16 protein-coding genes and 1 pseudogene are annotated in these 19,868 nt (G+C 44.8%); 6 read left to right on the top strand and 11 right to left on the bottom strand.

Annotated elements, in window-relative coordinates; genetic code table 11:
- Window positions 1–104: 104 nt before the first annotated feature.
- The 5 genes from nhaA to OW495_RS00560 all read right to left on the bottom strand — a co-directional run bounded on the left by nhaA (window position 105) and on the right by OW495_RS00560 (window position 7,282).
- On the bottom strand, window positions 105–1,268 hold the full coding sequence (gene nhaA, locus OW495_RS00580; RefSeq protein WP_029223633.1) for a Na+/H+ antiporter NhaA: 1,164 nt from the start codon (window positions 1,266–1,268) through the stop codon (window positions 105–107).
- A 273-nt stretch (window positions 1,269–1,541) separates the two neighbouring features.
- The gene (locus OW495_RS00575) at window positions 1,542–2,678 is read right to left on the bottom strand and encodes a lipocalin-like domain-containing protein (protein ID WP_102338765.1); all 1,137 of its coding nucleotides are present in this window, start codon (window positions 2,676–2,678) and stop codon (window positions 1,542–1,544) included.
- 2 nt (window positions 2,679–2,680) lie between these two features.
- Window positions 2,681–5,134, bottom strand: coding sequence for an ABC transporter permease (locus OW495_RS00570; protein WP_102278421.1), 2,454 nt, complete (start codon window positions 5,132–5,134; stop codon window positions 2,681–2,683).
- Window positions 5,115–5,786: an ABC transporter ATP-binding protein gene (locus OW495_RS00565; protein WP_017108235.1), complete on the bottom strand. Its 672-nt coding sequence runs from the start codon at window positions 5,784–5,786 to the stop codon at window positions 5,115–5,117. The genes OW495_RS00570 and OW495_RS00565 overlap by 20 nt, the downstream gene beginning before the upstream one ends.
- A gap of 122 nt (window positions 5,787–5,908) precedes the next feature.
- Window positions 5,909–7,282, bottom strand: coding sequence for an MATE family efflux transporter (locus OW495_RS00560; protein ID WP_289884389.1), 1,374 nt, complete (start codon window positions 7,280–7,282; stop codon window positions 5,909–5,911).
- Window positions 7,283–7,380: 98 nt separating this feature from the next.
- Here OW495_RS00560 and OW495_RS00555 point away from each other — a divergent pair.
- A pseudogene (locus OW495_RS00555) lies at window positions 7,381–8,852 on the top strand (DUF2867 domain-containing protein).
- A 139-nt stretch (window positions 8,853–8,991) separates the two neighbouring features.
- Here OW495_RS00555 and OW495_RS00550 read toward each other — a convergent pair.
- The 3 genes from OW495_RS00550 to rsuA form a co-directional block, all read right to left on the bottom strand.
- The gene (locus OW495_RS00550) at window positions 8,992–9,651 is read right to left on the bottom strand and encodes a DUF2913 family protein (protein WP_017108238.1); all 660 of its coding nucleotides are present in this window, start codon (window positions 9,649–9,651) and stop codon (window positions 8,992–8,994) included.
- Entirely contained in the window at window positions 9,651–10,868 is a 1,218-nt protein-coding gene (locus OW495_RS00545) for a Bcr/CflA family multidrug efflux MFS transporter (RefSeq protein ID WP_289884382.1), read from the bottom strand. The genes OW495_RS00550 and OW495_RS00545 overlap by 1 nt, the downstream gene beginning before the upstream one ends.
- A gap of 186 nt (window positions 10,869–11,054) precedes the next feature.
- Window positions 11,055–11,750: a 16S rRNA pseudouridine(516) synthase RsuA gene (gene rsuA / locus OW495_RS00540; RefSeq protein WP_289884381.1), complete on the bottom strand. Its 696-nt coding sequence runs from the start codon at window positions 11,748–11,750 to the stop codon at window positions 11,055–11,057.
- A gap of 97 nt (window positions 11,751–11,847) precedes the next feature.
- Here rsuA and OW495_RS00535 point away from each other — a divergent pair, with 97 nt between their 5' ends.
- The 4 genes from OW495_RS00535 to OW495_RS00520 all read left to right on the top strand — a co-directional run bounded on the left by OW495_RS00535 (window position 11,848) and on the right by OW495_RS00520 (window position 16,301).
- Window positions 11,848–13,590: a DEAD/DEAH box helicase gene (locus OW495_RS00535; protein WP_017111627.1), complete on the top strand. Its 1,743-nt coding sequence runs from the start codon at window positions 11,848–11,850 to the stop codon at window positions 13,588–13,590.
- A 97-nt stretch (window positions 13,591–13,687) separates the two neighbouring features.
- Window positions 13,688–14,086 carry a membrane protein gene (locus tag OW495_RS00530; RefSeq protein ID WP_017108242.1) on the top strand — a complete coding sequence of 133 codons (399 nt, stop codon included), beginning with the start codon at window positions 13,688–13,690 and terminating at the stop codon, window positions 14,084–14,086.
- Between the two features lie 88 nt (window positions 14,087–14,174).
- Complete coding sequence (locus OW495_RS00525; RefSeq protein ID WP_017111626.1) at window positions 14,175–14,834, top strand: response regulator transcription factor; 660 nt, start codon at window positions 14,175–14,177, stop codon at window positions 14,832–14,834.
- 117 nt (window positions 14,835–14,951) lie between these two features.
- Window positions 14,952–16,301: an ATP-binding protein gene (locus tag OW495_RS00520; RefSeq protein ID WP_065103766.1), complete on the top strand. Its 1,350-nt coding sequence runs from the start codon at window positions 14,952–14,954 to the stop codon at window positions 16,299–16,301.
- A gap of 206 nt (window positions 16,302–16,507) precedes the next feature.
- On the opposite strand, the gene OW495_RS00515 is transcribed toward OW495_RS00520, so the two are convergent.
- From OW495_RS00515 to OW495_RS00505, 3 genes are all read right to left on the bottom strand, one after another.
- On the bottom strand, window positions 16,508–16,888 hold the full coding sequence (locus OW495_RS00515; protein ID WP_289884379.1) for a VOC family protein: 381 nt from the start codon (window positions 16,886–16,888) through the stop codon (window positions 16,508–16,510).
- Window positions 16,889–17,093: 205 nt separating this feature from the next.
- Entirely contained in the window at window positions 17,094–18,401 is a 1,308-nt protein-coding gene (locus OW495_RS00510; RefSeq protein WP_289884377.1) for an LssY C-terminal domain-containing protein, read from the bottom strand.
- Window positions 18,402–18,415: 14 nt separating this feature from the next.
- Window positions 18,416–19,144: a glycosyltransferase gene (locus tag OW495_RS00505; protein ID WP_289884375.1), complete on the bottom strand. Its 729-nt coding sequence runs from the start codon at window positions 19,142–19,144 to the stop codon at window positions 18,416–18,418.
- Between the two features lie 369 nt (window positions 19,145–19,513).
- Here OW495_RS00505 and rplY point away from each other — a divergent pair, with 369 nt between their 5' ends.
- The gene (rplY, locus tag OW495_RS00500) at window positions 19,514–19,792 is read left to right on the top strand and encodes a 50S ribosomal protein L25 (RefSeq protein ID WP_289884374.1); all 279 of its coding nucleotides are present in this window, start codon (window positions 19,514–19,516) and stop codon (window positions 19,790–19,792) included.
- Window positions 19,793–19,868: the final 76 nt, after the last annotated feature.

Below are 19,868 nucleotides of genomic sequence, written 5' to 3'. Positions count from 1 at the left end.
GGCTTTTTGTTCTTTGTCATCACATGAGCCTCAGTAGTAACTCATATGATCAATTCTTGTTGTTCATTAAGTGGGCTGGCTTGTTTAAGCGAGCCCATTACTGATTACAGTTTTACTTCTTGCTGCTTAGTCTTCGGTAGAGAAATACTTAACAGGAAGTAACCCAGTATTGCTGCAGTCGTAGAGCCCATCAAGATACCTAGTCGAGCGAACGTATCAAATTCTGCGTTCGTTGGACCAAATGCCAGTGAAGAGATAAAGATAGACATCGTAAAGCCGATACCACACAACACAGAGACTGCGAAGATGTTCATGAAGTTCACGCCTTCAGGAAGCTTAGCTATACCCATTTTTACTGCGCCCCAGCTGAATAAGAATATACCCAGAGGCTTACCAACCAGTAGACCCATCGCGATACCTAAAGGTAGCATTCCGGTTAGGCTTGATAAAGAAATGCCTTCCAATGATATACCTGCGTTTGCAAATGCAAAAATTGGCAGGATGGCAAAAGCAACGTACGGGTGCAATGCATGCTCTAGGTGTTTGAGAGGAGAACGTTCTCCTTTGTTACCCTTGAGTGGAATAGCAAAACCAATCACTACACCAGCCAATGTTGCGTGAACACCAGATTTCAATACTGCGAACCACAGAATTGCACCGACGATCAAATAAACACTCAGCTTAGTCATATGTTTAGCATTCATCATAAACAGGACACCTGTTGCGATAAAACCAACCGTTAGAGCAAGCGTTGAAAGATCACCTGAGTAGAACAATGCAATGATAACAACAACACCAAGGTCATCGATAATTGCTAGAGCCAGTAGGAACACTTTTAAGCTAACTGGTACACGATTACCAAGTAGCGCCATGATACCCAATGCGAATGCGATATCTGTTGCTGCAGGGATAGCCCAGCCTTGTAATGCTTCTGGGTTACCAGAGTTGAATAGCACATAAATAAGTGCAGGAGCTAGCATACCGCCCACAGCTGCAATAGCTGGGAAGATTGCTGTTTCTTTAGACTTTAATGCGCCTTCTAAAAGTTCACGCTTAACTTCTAAGCCGATTAGAAGGAAGAAGACAGCCATGAAGCCATCATTAATCCAATGAGATACAGACATACCAAGAACGTAGCTGTGTAGAACGCCTTGATACATTTCGTTCAGTGGTGAGTTTGCTACAAACATTGCGATCGCCGCAGCGATGACTAGTATGATGCCGCCAGCAGATTCCATTTTAAAGAAGTCACGGATGACGTCGGTCATGATTTCGCCCTTATATTTATTATTTAAATAAACGAATAACAAAGAATAACCACGAGTGTATAGACAAGCCCAATCGATAGATAATCACTTCTTTGGATGTTTAACTTCGGTTTTTCCTACAAATACTAAACAATACGTCGTATATTCCATAATGTTTTTACGTATTGTGAATTAAGTATAGATGAGAACCTTAAAGCTGTATGCAGATTTAATTCAAGTATGGAGGGTGCTACAAATATAAAAAAGGCTATCAAATGATAGCCTTAGGTGTATTTAGTAACCGGTGAGTTGCATGAAGCCTGTTGCTTCATGACTGCCACTTGCCATGATTGGCCCTTCCCAATACGGAATCACAAAAGGAAGCCACATATCTCGTCGTTTGATGCGTGTCGTGAGGTTGATATCGTGTTCAGGGACGTTAATTATCCATTGAAGAGGCATTCTTCGCCCATTAAGCAACGTTGTATTCTGCAAAGGCTTAATAGAAATGTCAGATTCAGTCAGCTGAAAAACCTTGCCTGAGCGAGTGGCGAGAGTACCAAATACATAAGGCATCTGCTGATTGTGGCGGTAACGATTGACGCTTAACGCTGTCCCGTCATCTAAATTAAAGACAAACCAATCCCACCCTTGTTGACCCACGCCAAGTAAGCCACTTCCCCACTCTTTATGTACCCATGCCGTTCCTTCAACTTCCTTGGCAACGCCATCGAGTTGCAATGTACCGGTCAAAGATAAGAAAGGTGCACTAAAATTGTAAGAAGCAACAGGCAATAAGTCGTGCTTTTTCTGATAACCATTGTCGCCATTGAGCACATAAGGCCCTTTAGCAACCGTATCTAACTCAAGGCCAAAGGTATCCGTATTCACTTGAAGTCGCCCCGGAAACGGCGTGTTACCAAGCGCTCGCCAATTCCAGTTATCAATCCAGATTCTAAAGGGACTGTTGGTCATTCCCGCCTGACCAATACCGCCACGCGCTAAACGCTGCTCTTTCCATACTTTAGAGTCAGAAGAAATGACGACATTGGAAATATAGATTTGTGGGCTTTGCCATCCCGGCGTTTCGCGTTCATCTGTCGCGATGCGGAAAAAGCTCCACTGCACCGAATACTTCTTTCCATCACTCCCTTTTAAAGAAGCGAAGTAATGCCACCACTCATGTTGGAACTCAGGGTGGAACTGGAAATCATGTGGTAGAGAAACACTTCTGTCAGGCAATACAGGCTCAAACACATTAAAGTGCTCACTCACTAATACAGAATTAACTTCGTTAATACCCTTATCACCTACGTCAACAAAATAGGAATAATAAGCCCACACGCCTAGGAGTGCACCGAAGAAGCTGATCAGTAGAATAGAAGAGACAAAACGATGTCTTAGTTTTTTTGAGCCATTGCGTTGAAACATAATTAAAGGGCATCCCTCAATGACTTCATCGGCGTATTTCGGATCATTCTCATCACTGGTAAAGCACCAGCGAGCATTAATGCTGCCATCGCCCACGCAAAAGTCACTAAGTAATCCCATGGAATCACCTGTAACTCGAGTGACCACCCAAAAGATTGCTTAATAACAATATCAACGATCAAACTTGCTAACGCTAAACCTAATGGCACTGCAATCAAAGATGAAATAAGCCCGAACACAAACAACTGTAGGCTTCCGGTAAATATCAGCTCTTTGGCTGAGACCCCTAAACAGCGTTGAAGTGAGATATGCCTTTGGCGAGAGACTTCACCCGCGACGGTCGCGAAGAAGATACCAAATACAGCAATCACTAAGGTAATGTTACCCAGCGTATCAGCAATCGCAAAGGTTCTATCGAAGACACGCATTGCTTGGCTGTGAATATTGTTGTTATCAAAGATACGTTCAGACCCTAGTCTGAAGACACTTTCCAAACGACTGCGTAAACCAATGGCATTCACGTCGTCTTTTAATATAACGCCTAATCCAACATTGCCCCGGCCTGCAAACCCATATAGCCAATTGCGATGCGACATCATGACTTGATGGTATGGATTACCATAATCATAATAAACGCCGACAACCTGCCAACCAGAGCCAAGACTGTCGTGCAGATCGATATAGTCGCCCGGACGAATACCCAACTTGAGAGACATTGATTCGCTGATCAATACCCCTTTAGAATGATGTAAATGATACCAATAGTTTGGAATGCCGAGCTTGATGGTCAGCGCTTCTAGCTCGCCTTCTGAAGGCCCTGTACTGACTACTTGGATGCTACCCTTAGCTGATGAGACATCTTTTTCCCAACGCCACCACACTGAATCAACTTCAGGCTGTTCTGACAACCAGTTACTCATGCGAGCAGCCGCGTTGTTGGTCGGATAGATGTAAAGGTCTGCGGCCAAACGTTGAGTTAACCATTTATCGGTGGTGTCTCTAAAGCTACCGACCATGGTTTCAACGCCAATATTCGCTGATAACGCCAGCATAAAGGCCATGGTAGCAACGCCACGGTAACTCATACTTGATGCTGCATCAGCGAAGAACCAACGAGCACGAACCCAACGTAATGAATAGGACAAGCTATTGAACAGCTTCCACATCAAGAACGGTGTAAACAGAGCCACACTCACAAGCATCAACGCGATGATAGCAAAGCCAGACTCTTGCGTTTGTGGCGCTTGATAAACGGCTACAGCAGCGACTAAGAAGCCACAGCCAATCAATGCCTGCCAAGTAAATTCCGTACCCGCAAAGCGCATCAAAGATAAGCGTGATGACAAACGAATAGGTTGAGATTTGAGTAAGCGAACCAACGGCCAAGCGCAAGCTAGGAAGGCACCCAGTAAGGCCATCATTAAGCTATAACCGCTCCAGCGCCAATTCCAATTGATGGTCAAACCCACATTGGCGTCATAAAGGTCGCCTAAGCTTGAAGACACGGCAGGTAACAGTTGGTTAGCAAGCATGACACCGAAGATATTGCCGCACACCCAACTCACTAGCACTAAAATTAAGAGTTCTAAACATAGAGCTTTAGCCAGTTGCCAACCTGACACACCAGTCTGCCTTAATATTCCAACCAGTGGCTGACGTTGAATAAATGACAATGACATCGCTTGATAGAAGATAAACAAGCCCACGACAAACGACAGCATACCCATCGCGGTTAAGTTTAGATGGAAAGCACTGGTTAGAGATTCCAATTCAGCTTTTGAACTGCGAGAAATCGTCAGTCCATTAGGCAACATGTTCTTAAGACGTTCTAACTTCTCTGGTGGCATATCTGAACAAGCAATAACAGACAGTCCAGCGCTACGTTTCAACATTCTTAGTAGCGAGATATCTGCGATCAATCGCGTGCCGTTAATGAGGTCGTTTTGATCAACAACAACGGGCCCAAGTTCAGAGCCGTCGAGAAGAGGAATATAGTCACCATTCTTCCATTCCATATGTTCAGCAAGATCATCGCTGACAAGGATTGGATACGGCGGCTTCATTAGGTTTAATGTTGTGAGATCTTTTAGCGCAACGCCAGGATGCAACTGAAGCATAGACACTGGGTCCAAGCCAATAAGCATAAAGTTTGCGCCATTTTCATCAGTGATACGGTGGTGATCAAAAGGAGAACACTGTTGAAAGCCTTCACGGCGTAGCTGGATATAAAAACCTTGAGGGATCTTATTGGCGTTATGTTTGGGACGAATACGATATGGAAGAGGATTCGAAAACAGTTTTTCGCCGTGAGTATAGCTCTGCTTGGCGTGCTGGTTGATTGCAGTAACACCAACCAATAATGATACGCCAAGGGTTAAACCAAGCCATACCAAGATAATCTGAAGTGGGTAACGTCGATAATGACCGAGTAGCGCCTTAACTACGGGCCATAACATGCAGTTGCCCTCCCTGTAGACGAATACGTCCGTCCATATGCTGTGCCACTTTTTCACTGTGAGTAACCAGCAACAAAGTACATTCCAGTTCACGGGCTAAAGAGGTGAGCAAGCGCATTACTGCTTCAGCGTTACGTTCATCTAAACTACCTGTCGGCTCATCGGCTAATAGAATTTTAGGTTCCATGTACAAAGCGCGAGCAATGGCCGCACGTTGTTGCTGGCCACCAGAAGCTTCTTCAGGGTAACGTCCAAGCAAAGGCATAAGGTCTAAAGCAGAAAGGATTTGTCGCCAAAGCCCCTTGTCTTCAGGTAAGCCTTTTAATTGACGGCAAAAACGAATGTTGTCGGCAATATTAAGCGTTGGTAGCAAGTTGAATTGCTGGAAGATATGACCAATGTTGTTTCGACGATAAGCAGTACGATTACGTTCTGTCGAATCGTGCATATTGAAGTTTGGGAAAGCGATTTCGCCTGAGTCTGCTAGGTCTAGACCCGCAATAAGATTCAGTAATGTACTTTTACCAGAACCGCTTTCTCCCATTAATGCCAGCTGGTCACCTTGGTTTAATGTTAATTCAGCACCTTGCAAAACAGGGTGAAATTCCCCCCCGTCGACATAGCCTTTACATAGGTCTGACAGCTTTAACATTAAACAGCTCACATTAGTTAGAATTTGGAAGGAGAATCTACACTAATTCCCTGTTAGGAGGAAGTATTTTGAAAGATAGATCACATGCCAACGATAAAGTGATGCGATTGGTGCGCCCTACTTCAACTTCCTATTAAGTTTTTAATCCATTTTCTTGTTTTCATACGATAAAGCGACCCACCCCACTTCAGCACTTCTTCAGTGAGGAAAAGCAGATATACCCACTCAGGTGGAAACTTAAGATAGATAGCCGCAATCGCAGCTAGCGGAATACCGATCACCCACTGAGCAATCACATCTTGATAGAGACAGAACTTCACATCACCGCCCGCTCTCAACACACCAACAATGACAGTCAGCGGTACCGAACGAATAACAATACCCACGCTGAGAATCAGAATGAACTTCTCCGAAAGCACTCGGGTTTCTTCTGTCAAAGCGCTAAAGGCGTTCAGTATTGGCGTTTGTACGAAGTAGAGGAAAATCGCGACCACGATACTGGTCAAGAAACACAGAATCGTTAAACCTAGTGCCTGATAGTAAACCGCTTCATTGTTCTTCGCGCCAAGCTGATTACCCACCAGAACCGCCGCTGCATTCGAAAGGCCAATCAGTAAACTCAATGAGATAGACTCTACTGGCGTCATCACTGAAAGTGCAGCCAGACCTTGGACACCCGATTGCCCCATGATCGCGTGGTAAGCAAATAAGCCACCAGCCCATGCTAAGAAGTTAAACGTCGTCGGCAGCGATAACTTTAAGAAGCGAACCACTTTCTCGATCGAAGCTGCCGCTTTTATATCGCAGAACTTGAAAGCCAGTAAATGCTTAGAGAAATAAAGGTAGCCAAACAAGGTAACGACTTCGATTGCACCACTTAATACCGTCGCAATCGCTGCACCTTTGATTCCTAGGGCAGGAAAGCCCAAGTTACCAAAAATCAAAACCCAGTTTAGAAATACATTCGATAAAATTCCGATACCACTAAAGAATGTACTCAAGCCAGGCCTGTGCATCGCTCTTAGGCCAACGGCCATACTACTCACACACGATACGGCTAACATGCTAAATGAGGTGATAACGATGTAGTCAACACCAAGGCTGATAACCTCTTGTGAGTCGGTCGCCACACCCATGATTTGACTTGGGAATGATACAAAGAACACAATAGTCAGCAATGCAAACAGTGTTGAAACCAACCAAGTTAACGCCGTACTTTCTCTGACGCCCTGTTTATTGCCAGCTCCCCAATATTGCGCAGTCAATAACGCACCACCCGTGGTCACACCCACCAGCATAATGGTCGTGACAAACATGGCTCTACTCGCCACACCCACCGCAGCGATATCAGCTTCACCCAATTGGCCTAACATCAATACATCCACAAGGCCTCGACTTGAGAACATAATGCTCTGCAAGGTGATAGGCAAAGCAATCGCAATAAGCCTACGAACAAAATCACCTCGAGTGTGATGGATAATTGAAGAGAGCAACATATAGAGAGACCTAAACGGAACGTATTGATGAATAAAGATAAATATCGCGCTATTATATCAATGTTCGGTTTTTAACCACAGATATAAATGGAGTAACAATGAAGAAAGTACTGGTTTTAGGCGCTTCTGGATATGTTGGTTCGCAGCTCCTCCCTCTCCTGCTTGAACAAGGCTATCAAGTCACCGCAGCAGCAAGGCATATCGACTATTTAAAAGCACGAACCGAGCCTCACGATAACCTATCGCTCGTATATCTTGATCTTGCCGATCAAGCTGCGACTCAAGCGCTCGTCCCTGACTTTGACCTTATTTTCTTTCTCGTGCATGGAATGGCTGAAGGCCACGATTTTATTGACTACGAACTGAACCTCGCACGTAACTTTGTTTCGGCTCTTGAGCCAAATAATCAACACGTGATCTACTTAAGTTCTCTTCAGCCTCAAACTGGTGATTCAGAGCACCTTCAAGCGAGAAAACAAACCGGAGAACTGCTTCGTAAAGGACCAGTACCGGTAACCGAACTTCAAGCAGGCGTCATCATTGGCCCCGGCTCAGCAGCATTCGAAATTATGCGAGACTTTGTTTACAACCTACCCATCATGATTGCGCCAAAATGGGTTGATTCCAAAGCGAATCCAATAGCATTACAGAACCTAAACCACTACTTGCTAAAACTCGCACATGACACGCCAAGCGACAATCAAACCTTCGAGGTTGGCGGGCCTGATATTGTCTCTTATCGAAATCAATTTGCACACATTGCCAAAACAGCGGATCGCCCTCTTCGACTCTGGGCGACATCACTACTCACACCACAAATTGCGTCTTATTGGCTAGGCGTGGTGACCTCTGTCCCGTCAAATATAGGCAGAGCGCTTCTCGCGGGCTTAAAGCACGACTTTATTGCCAGTTCGACCACCATTAGAGAAAAGTACCCTCAGAAGCTTATCTCGTTCGAAAACATGGTTGAACAAGCTATTCATTCTGAAGGTAACTTCGTAAAGAGTAATGTGTGGGGCTTTGACAAAGCAGCCTTTAAGCGCTGGCAAGCTGGCTATGGTTATTACCCTAAGAAAACAGGTGCAAGTATCACGTCGACAGCATCATTAGAATCGCTCTGGCATGTTGCACAGCAGATAGGAAGCCCAAAACAGGGTTACTTCTTCGGTAACGTATTATGGCGCACACGCGAATGGATGGACGTTTTATTTGGTGGCGGCATTCCGGTTCGTCAAATGCCAGAAGGGCCGAATCTAAAAGTCGGTGACAAAATCGATTCTTGGAAAGTCATTCGTTGCGAAGAGAATCAATTTTTATCCCTGCTTTTCGGAATGAAAGGCCCCGGGTTAGGACGACTGGAGATTACTGTGTCTGACCATGGAGAGTCTCGCGAACTGAACATATCAGCTTGGTGGCATCCAAAAGGCTTTCTAGGTCTACTCTATTGGTTCGCAATGATGCCTGCTCACCTGTTTATCTTTAAAGGCATGGTGAAGGCGATTGAGAAGCAAGCTAAAGAGCAGGATTAGAGCAGATACGGGATTCGAGTGTCGAGATGCGAAAAGACTAAAAACAGATTCGGGATTCGAGTAGCGGGATGCGAAAAGACTAAAAGCAGTTGCGGGATACCCGTGACTAATGAGAAAAGATAAAAAAGATGCGAGTAAGTGGCTCTTCGTATCAGTCATCTCGCATCTCGTATCTATCCGTTAGCCGACAACGCTAATTGGGATCTCAGCTAGCTGGTTGCCTTGGTTGGCAGGGTAAACAATGTATTCACCGTGGTACTTCACCGCTGACTTGTAGTCAGTGACTTTGTGAAGCATGAAACCTGCTTCCATCGCTGCTTGAATAAACTCAGCGTGGTTACCACGAACAAACCAGTTCATTGGTTTTACCATCAATTCACCGTCGAACGAGTCATCACACTGTTTGCCACAAAGTGCAAAAGAGTGCTCACCATCAGTGAAGAACTGAATTTTGCCGCCAGTCGTCAGCTCATCTTCACTCGATACGCTCCAACCCATCTCGTACATCTTGTCCATAAACGCTTCAACGTCGCTGTCTTTCAATGCTTTTGGTTCTTCGCCTTCAGGGAAGAATTTACCGTAAAACGCAGAGATACGTTTGAACGTAAAGGTTAAATCAGAGTTGTTGCCTTTTGAACGCCCCTGCTTCTGCCAACGCACCAAATCAGGAACAATCACACGATCATAAGACTGAGCCTTAATCGCCTTCGTTACCCAACGAACTAAATAAAGGTTGTTCGCAATAGGCGCATCAATCGCTTTGCCTGCTTTATGCAGAGCGTAAAGCTCGCCCAATGCATCATTCACTAACTTCTGAATTTCAATATAGTATTTTGACATTATGCCTTCTTTCCTAATGTCCAATATAGTAATGCTGACATTACTGCACACGCAGCCATTACCATAGCCATAGACCCAGCACTGTCACTTGGCAGCATCGCAACGATAGCCCCAACGACAGAACCAGTACCAAATCTTAATGTTCCCGCAAGCGATGAAGCCGTGCCCGCCATGTTTGGATAACCACTGAGCAATAGACCCATAGAGTTACTGCCGATAGTAGAAATGGTGCCAATAAATAGCATCACAAACGGCACAATACCCCAAAGTCCTAAGTCCAACGCCCACCCGACAAGTAAGCCTAAACCCGCCAGTAATTGAATAACCAGCGCTGCTCTCAGCATCGTATGAGAACCGACCTTCTTAACAATTCGACCATTGATGGTTGTCATCAGAATCATGGCAACAATGTTCAAGCCAAACAGGTAACCGAACAAGTCAGGACGTACGCCATAGATATCAATGTAGACAAAAGAGCCTGCGGTTAAGAATGCAAACATCCCAGAGAATGAGAATGCACCTGAGAAAATCAACCCCATAACCGTCGGGTTTTTACACAAACGAGCGTAATTGTGAATCGTCGTTTTAAAGCGTAATGGCTGACGATTTTCGACAGGCAGTGTCTCGGGGATTTTGATGATAACCGCGAGAATCACGATCACCGCAAAAATAGCCAACACCCAAAAGATTGAACGCCAACCAAACCACAATGCCAAATAGCCACCAATCATAGGGGCGACTAATGGCGCAACCGTCATCACTAAGGTAACGAACGACATGGTTCTTGCGAAATCTTCACGGTCGAACATATCACGCACAACCGCTTGGATAATTACCGCTGCCGCAGCACCTGCAAAACCTTGAGCCGTACGAACTAACGTTAACGCTTCAATACCATGAGTGGTTGCACTCACGACAGAGGCTATCGCAAAGAAGAATACACCAATCAGTAGAACGGGCTTGCGACCATAACTGTCGGCTAACGGGCCATGTAACAACTGACCTAAAGCGAAGCCTGCGGTGTACGCTGTGAGTGTGATTTGCACTTCACCCGCTGTCACGCCGAGATCTTTGGCGATCGTTGGCATTGCGGGTAGGTACATATCGATGGCGAGTGGTGTCAAAGCACCAATAGCGCCCAGAACCAAAAATAGCATCCAACCTAACTGAGGCGTTTGTGGTTGTGAGCTTGGGGTCTGTGAGGTAGACGTTTGCATAACTCTCCGACTAAGTACTAAGTTCTATGTGAGCACCAGCATGCACGCAGCAATATATACATAGCAATACACGAATATGCGCACACATACATGAACATATAGTAATAATGGCTGAAACTGTCCTAGTACCAGTCAAAATAATCAGCCGACGCTATCCTTGGTCGGCCACATCTACGGTAGAAAAGATTACTTCCAGATAGAGTCGACTTCTTCTTGTGTTAGGTAACGGTATTCACCCAACTCTAAAGATTCGTCCATCTCGATTTCACCAATACGTTCACGGTGCAGTGCTTCTACCTTGTTACCAAGTGCTGCAAACATGCGTTTTACTTGGTGGTACTTGCCTTCGTGAATCGTTAGCAATACTTCTCGCTCTGCACGTACTTCAAGGTGTGCAGGAAGTGTTAGGCCATCTTCGCTCTTAAGCTGGATGCCCTCTTTGAATTTTTCAACATAATCCGCTTCAACAGGCTCAACAAGCCATACACGGTACATTTTTTCGCACTTGTGCTTTGGCGACGTAATACGATGAGACCACTTACCGTCGTCAGTCATTAAGACAAGACCAGTCGTATCAACATCTAGACGACCTGCAAAGTGCAGCTTGTCCATTTTGATTTCATCAAGCAATTCAAACGCAGTGCGATTTGAGCCATCTTCATGCGAGCAAACAAAGCCTTCTGGCTTGTAAAGCATGATGTAACGTGGGCCGTGAACATTCAGTTCATTACCTTGCCATTCCACAACGCACTCTTCAGTTATCTTGAGTGAACCGCTTTTTTGAATGACATCATTTACTGTCACTGCTTTTGATTTTAATAAGTGTGTTGCTTCTCTTCGAGTGACGCCTAACGCATCGCACAGAAATTTATCTAAACGCATGAATACCTCAACTAATCTAAGTCGGGTATTATAGTCACCTTTGCTCAATTAGTTGAGCTATTTCACACTATTTGTTTTTCATCTTACAAGACACGATATGTATACACTCCGCCCGTACCAAGCTGACTCAGTAAAATCAGTGATTCATTACTTCAGAAAACACCAAACACCGGCTGTTCTTGTGTTGCCGACAGGCGCAGGAAAAAGCCTGGTAATTGCAGAGCTAGCAAGGCTTGCTAAAGGTCGTGTTCTAGTGCTTGCACACGTAAAAGAGCTCGTTGAGCAAAACCATGAAAAGTATGAAGGTTATGGGCTAAAAGGTTCAATTTTCTCTGCCGGTTTAGGGCGAAAAGAGACAGACCAACAAGTGGTGTTTGCTTCAGTTCAATCGGTAGTTCGAAACCTCGACTCATTCTCCAATCAGTTCTCGTTATTGGTTATCGACGAATGCCACCGCGTGCCAGATGAAAAGACCAGCAGCTACCAAAAAGTGATCACTCACTTACGTGAAAATAATTCGGGTATAAAGGTGCTTGGATTGACCGCGACCCCTTATCGTCTTGGTATGGGGTGGCTTTACCAATATCACACACGTGGCCAAGTTCGCTCTGAAGAGCCACGTTTTTTCAGAGATTGTATTTTCGAACTGCCAATTCGCTATTTGTTGGACGAAGGCTTTCTCACACCAGCACGCATGATCGACGCGCCTGTATTGAGCTATGACTTTTCCCAACTGAAGCCAGCAAGCACTGGTCGATATAAAGAAGCCGAACTCGATATGGTGATCGAGCAGTCTAAACGCGCCACTCCGCAGATTGTCGACCAAATCATTGAACTGGCCAAAGACAAGCTTGGTATCATGGTATTTGCTGCCACCGTTCGACATGCACAAGAGATCCTTGGCTTACTACCGGAAGGTGAATCATCAATTGTAATCGGTGACACACCGACACTCGAACGTGACCAAATCATCAGTGACTTCAAAGAACGTAAAATCAAGTTCTTGGTCAACGTATCGGTATTAACCACAGGTTTTGATGCACCGCATGTCGATTTAATCGCGATTTTGCGCCCAACTGAATCCATTAGTTTGTACCAACAAATCGTCGGCCGTGGCCTGCGCTTGTCTCCAGGTAAAAAAGAGTGTTTAGTGCTCGACTATGCAGGCAACAGTTACGACCTTTACCAACCTGAAGTGGGTGACCCAAAACCTGATTCCGACAGTGAGATCATCACCATTCCTTGCCCTGCTTGCGGCTTCAATAATAACTTTTGGGGCAAGCTAGACAGCAACGGATTCTTACTTGAGCACTTTGGCCGCAAATGCCAAGGCTACTTTACCGATGAAGACACGGGCGAACGCGAGCACTGTAACTATCGTTTTCGCGCAAAGTATTGCGGTGAGTGCGGCGCCGATAACGACATTGCCGCACGCATTTGTCATGAGTGTGATGCAACCTTAGTTGATCCAGACAAAAAGCTGAAAGAAGCGTTAAACCTAAAAGATGCGTTGGTGTTTGAGTGTTTAGAGATGGACCTTAATGTTCTCAAGGACGACAAAGGCAAATCACAACTTAAGGTTACCTACCGAGGTGAAAACCAAGCACAAGTACATGAGTTCTGGTCATTAACCACCAAGAAACAAAAACAAAACTTCAAGGATCAGTTTGTTCGCCCTCACCTTGCCGACAGACACCGACCATTTGAAGAAGCTTCACCAAGTAAAGTGGTTGCTCACCAACATCGATTCCGACCGCCTCAATTCGTGATTGCGCGTAAAGTGGGACGCTTTTGGAAAATGAGAGACAAGATATTCGAAGACGAACTACAGCAGCGTTAAGTTTTTAGGTATCAAATTCTCATTATTTATCAGGTTCACTTTCTGTTCAGAATTACTTTTTTATACTGAACGCTATCAACCTTCTCTAGGATTCGCTATGTTTAGTAAAGCTATGATTTCTTTGTTTTCTATAAGCTTAGGCTTATTTGTTTCTGCTGGTGCATGGGCCGACTCACATCATAATGGTCATGACTTAGTGCAAGATGTTCATAAAGCAGGAACTCGTATCGAATTTGAAGAAGATCAAGACGAAGTCTACGAAGCCGTACGCGAAGGCTATATTCGCCCGTTCTCAGAAATGTATGCGGCCGTTGAGAACGATCTTCATGGTCGAATCATTAAAGTAGAACTAGAAGAAGACGATGATATTTGGGTTTATGAACTAAAAATTAATTACCAAAACAACATCATCAAAGTCGAATACAACGCCGAGACGTTAGAGATGCTCATGATTAAAGGCCGAAACTTTAAAGACGCAATTAAACACGGCGAATAATTAAGAGCCGCAACTTTAAAGACACTATTAATCACGACGAGCAATTAAGCACAACGCACAGTCATTACAAGAATTAAGAAGAACAATTATGAAAATTTTAGTCGTTGAAGACGAACCTCGCTTGGGCCAACAAATTCTAGAAACTCTTGAGGGAGCCGACTGGGTTCCAGAACTTTCTCAAGACGGTATCGACGCACTCTACCGTGCGACATCGGAGGAGTGGGATGCCATCGTTCTCGACCTAGGCTTACCGAAACTGGATGGCTTAACTGTGTTAAAAGGCATTCGAGATGAAAACATCAATACGCCAGTCGTTATCTTAAGTGCGCGTGACACTCTTACTCAACGTGTTGAAGGCTTAAACGCAGGCGCAGATGACTACCTAACAAAGCCTTTCGAAATGGTTGAGTTGATTGCTCGCATTCGTGCGCAATTACGTCGTGCGTCTGGTAGTGCTGCTCCTGTTCTTCAAATTGGTGATTTAAGCCTAGACACTCGAAGCTCTAAAGTACTTTGGCAAGGTCAGGCAGTTAGCCTAACAGCATTGGAATACAAAGTGGTTGCTTACTTCATGCATAACCAGAACAAGGTTATCTCACGTACAGAATTGGTGGAACATATCTACAAGCAAGATTTCGACCGTGACTCTAATACGGTGGAAGTTTTCATCGGGCGTATCCGTAAAAAAATCGCACCAAAGATCATCAAAACCGTTCGTGGCCTTGGCTACCAACTCAATGCTGAATAGTGCTGTCGTCAATTTAGCGCCATCACCAATAATAAGTGCAATCATCAATTAAGTGGATAGCCTGTGTTGATCATCGTAGTTCTGATAACAAGATGAGCAAAGACAGGCTGGTAACGTATGAATCTAAAAAAAAGAACACTTAAAAACATCAGTCTAAAAAGCCGCTTGCTCCTCGCTGCGGCTTTTTGGTTAGGTGCCATGATATTAGCGGCGGGTATCGGTATACCAAAACTGGTTAATGATTATCTCGTCGACGATATGAAGCAACAGCTCAGCCTCACCATGGACGAGCTAACCGCCAATATTGAAACTAACTCAAACGGCAACCTAATTATGGCAGAGCGCTTGTCTGACCCTAGGTTCAACCAACCTTACAGTGGTCTTTATTGGCGCGCGGCGACTCAAGAACAGATCATTCGTTCTCGTTCTCTGTGGGACAAAGATCTCACCATCAAGCGTTCGCCGATTCACACATCCATCAAAGGGCCAGAGAAAGAGAGACTGATTTATATCGAGCAAGATATCTACCTGCCTGAGCTCACCGACCCTATCACGATCACCATAGGTATTGATGAAGATCCATTAGAGTCGACCCTTACGGAATTGACTGGCCAAGTATGGTTAATTCTGATGCTGTTGTTTGTTGGCGTACTGATGTTGATTGGTATTCAAGTCAGTTGGTCGCTACTGCCACTGAGTAAAATGCAGCGTGAACTGGTGATGCTAAGAAAAGGCGAACAACAAGGGTTAAGCGACAACTACCCGAAAGAGGTTTCTCCATTAGTTTCTGACCTCAATGCCCTACTCTTCCATTACCAAGAATTGTTGGAACGAGCTCGTAACCACGCGGGCAACTTATCTCATGCGTTAAAAACACCGTTATCGGTTCTTAAAAACGAAATCGAAATGCTGCCAGACAACGAGAAAAAACTGTTACAGCAACCGATTCATCAAATTCAAAGCCAAATCGATTACCACCTTGGCCGCGCACGCATGGCAGGGGCGATGAACATCCTTTCAGTGAAGTCATCACCTTGTGAGCGTGTTGAAGCTATCGCGATGGCATTTGATAAAGTTTACGCGGCTAACGACGTCACCATGATCAACGAGTTGGACTCTGAACTTGAGGTCGCGGTAGAAAAAACCGACCTTGATGAGATGGTCGGAAACCTGCTCGAAAACAGCTACAAGTGGGCAGGCAGCATTATTCGCGTACACGCCAATGAACTTGCCGACGGTAATGTCGAATTGATTATTGAAGATGACGGTAAAGGCATCCCAGAAGAGAAGCTCGAACAGGTAACCAAGCGAGGCGTACGTCTTGATGAAACCACACCAGGTACAGGCTTAGGGCTTAACATCGTGAATGAGATGGCACACAGCTATCGTGGCAGCTTAACTTTGGGCAAAAGCTCAATGGGCGGCTTGAAAGCCTCTCTTGTTCTGAAGGTGTCTAAAGTCGTATAAAGCTCTTAATCGGAACATAAAAGCTAAGCGGCGCATTAAAACTAAACCAGACATAAAAGCAGGAGTTTGCACAATTTTGCAAACTCCTGCTTTTTTCTACCAATACACCATTGTATTGAACAGCTACATCTTCAACATAACCAGCGCGTCCATGGTCAGTCAGACCTTATTCAATCCGATCATAGCCAATCACAGACAACCGCCAATTATTGCATAGAGTGAAGCCCTATCATGTTGCCTTCACTATCACTCACAATACTGATAAAACCATGCTGCCCAATGGCCATTTTCGGCACTTGTAAAGCTCCACCATTTTCTTCGGCTCGACTTGCTTCTGTCGCACAATCCTCACAAGAGAAATAGACCATAGTGCTGTTGCCGCCAGCTTTGACATGAGACATATAACACAGCGCACCTGTAGCGCCGTAGCTGTCCATATCACAAGGAAACACCCACATTTCAACATCCATTTCCGCTTCAACATCTAGCTTATCGAGAGTGACATTAAACACAGCCTCATAAAAAGCCTTCGCTCGCATCATATCGTCGACGTAAATTTCAAACCAACCAATCGGATTCATTTGCATAACTTTGTCCTTAGCTTGTGCTTCTTAATAGCACCTTATTAGCATAGACAAAGGCAGAGATATTATTGCGGAATAAGGACTTTGATTTGGAGCAGAACAGTGGTGAAGCTTCCCACTGAGCATTATGTTAAGAAGTGTTTAAACAAGGCTCAATGGGATAATCTGAGGATGCGAAAAGTAGAGTGTGATGTGTTAATCCGGGTGTCTATATGTCATTGGCTGCGACTTCCAATTTCTGTTCGTCAAAACCATAGGAACTCGCCCCAATCATGAGTATGTTGCCATCAGTATAGTAGTCATTCTTATCACTCATCACCTCAGCCTTAGCAAGCGGCACATTCGCGATACCTAGACTCGGATAAAGCGATTTTATTTGTTCTGCCAACCTATCGCGCTCTTCATCCACATTAGGGTCAACCCGATGGAGAATGGTGACAATACCAGAGTACGGGGTCACTTTAAGACCATCATCGTAGCTGATCGCGCCTAACCACTTAGGTCGATTGCTATTATGATCAAGCCCTGCATTCCACCAACGAATATGGCTTCTTTTCATCAGGTTCCCCGGCAATTGAAAGGCCATATCTTGTGGCTTGTTTCGCCAATATAAATCCGACACTGGCGGCGTTTTCTCTTTCAACAACGCGAGATAACCGGTCCATTCAATCTCATTACGAGAGAAGGTTTGATTCTCTATCCAACCGAGCTGATTCATCAATTCACGCGGTGACTCCCCAACGTAAACAACATTGATCGCTTGCGCGTCATAGATTGGAGACAAGCCGGGAAATGCCTTATATGTCACTTGCTCAAGGTCTATAGAAGCGACCTCTTCTGATGCTTGCTGAGTTAAAAAATCATCCGCTTTCCAAAAGAAATGCGCGTAATTCGCATACAATACTGATGCTAACAACAAGGCACTCGATTTCAGCATCAGGTATCGCCATTTCATTCTATAACCAATGATCGTCACGACTAAAACGGCAAATGCGCCAAGTATTAAGCTTTGGTGTTCAGCGAGGAATATCTTAACGCTATTAAACAAAGGAAAGCTCTCGACGCCATGCGCCAATAACATGCCCCAAGCGATAAATTGTCCGCCGCCAAGAATAAGTCCAAACAAAGCTAATACGCTAAAACTGCGCCACGGTACACGATGAGAACCGGCAATGAATGGCACAACCCATGCAATAGGCCCTAACAGACGGGCGAATAATATGAGATAGGTTCCCTTACGAGCAATCAAGTACCGGCAACGCGCAATCAGCCTTCTGGTTTTAGGGCGAAACTTGATCAGTTTACGCTGTGCTTTCGCGCCGTATCGGTAACCAATCAAATAACTCAACTGGTCACCCAATAGCCCGCCAAGCATCACAAGCACCAACGCAGACCAAGCACCCGAATACGCTTGGTATCCTGCTGCGATGAAGAAGGGCTCACCGGGCACAAACAAGTTGGGGCCAATCAATGCATCACCTAACGCCCCTAAGAAAAGTCCTATTCCTTCAAACATTTCAACCCCAGCGCTTATTGCTCGTTATAGTGTCCGAACTTGTATTTCATTTCATTGTTACGCATCTCACCAGAGAAAAAGCGTCGTACATTGGCTTTAAAATAAGTCATGCCGGTTTTCATGATCCCATCTTGATCAAGCCTTCTAGGGTCGAATCCAAAAGTCATGTTAAGGAAGCGAAAACGCCAAGTCTTGCTGGCTCTTTTCACGTAATCACAATCTTCACAAAGGACAATAGCTTCATCAAAGCCACCTATTTCTTGATGCACTCGTTTGGTCGAGAAAATACAAGCACCAACTGCTGTAGGGAAAAAGTATTGGGTCGTAAGCAAACCAGCGTTGAACAGCCCGTAACCTAATTTATGCACTAAAGGTAACCCCTTAGAGCTCATGTACACGCCAGCCACTTCCAGCTTCCTTTCATCAAGTTCGTAGAGCGCTTTTGCTAAGAAGTTACGAGGCAAGCTAACATCGGCATCTAAAAATAGGATTCTCGAGTGCTTAGCCAAAGAAGCGCCAGTGTTTCGGCCTAAACTCACACCACGCTCTTCCATATGATGCACGGTCAGCTCTGGCAAGGCGCTTTCATAAGCTTGGGCGACATCTCTGGTGTTATCTTCACTATTGGAGTCGACGACAATTACTTCGAACTCTTGGTGGGTTTGCACACTCAACCCTTCCATCAAGCGCCCAATTCGTTTCTCTTCGTTTAGTGTAATAACGACAATGCTTACTGGTTCCATAACTTCACCTATTCATTCTGCTGTTTGATTAGCATTGAGAATAACTAACCAAGCCTTAACCAAGTCTTAGGCAAACATTCATTTTCCGTTCATTAACTTGATGATTTAGTAGCACTATAAATAGAGAAGATTGGCAATCTAAAAGGAGATAAAATGAGGGAAATAAGAGTTAGTGAACGTTTTATCTCCAAACGAATCATTTATCGAAGGAAATTCACTTTGAGATGGGCTTCTGACTTGCTCAGATTTGAATGTGATGTTAGTATCCGCGCTCGCTTAAGCATGAACTCGTTTATGCATAAGCTTTACCACATACTCAAGGTCGCATTGAGGTGTGAAGTTAATTTTTACTAATTTGAGAGTAAAACTATGAAATTTGAAGCAGTAGTACGTACTGAACTAGGTAAAGGTGCGAGCCGCCGCCTACGTCACGCTGGTAAATTCCCAGCTGTAATCTACGGTGGCGAAGCAGCAGCTGTAGCTATCGAACTTATTCACGCTGAAGTGATCAACCAAATGGATAAGCCTGAATTCTACGAAGCAATCACTCTACTGATTGACGGCGCAGAAGTTAAGGTTAAGCCGCAAGACGTTCAACGTCACGCGTTCAAGCCTAAAGTTGAGCACATGGACTTCATCCGTATCTAATTCCCTACCAAGGAATAAGATTGGATTAATCCAAGCCTTCTGCATAGAAAAGATAATCGATCTTACCAGTCGAGAA

Origin of the sequence: Vibrio sp. 14N.309.X.WAT.E.F5 (assembly GCF_030397615.1) — a bacterium.
Lineage (GTDB): Bacteria > Pseudomonadota > Gammaproteobacteria > Enterobacterales > Vibrionaceae > Vibrio > Vibrio lentus.
Note: the sequence above shows the minus strand (reverse complement) of the source record. Positions and strands in the feature narration are given on the sequence as shown.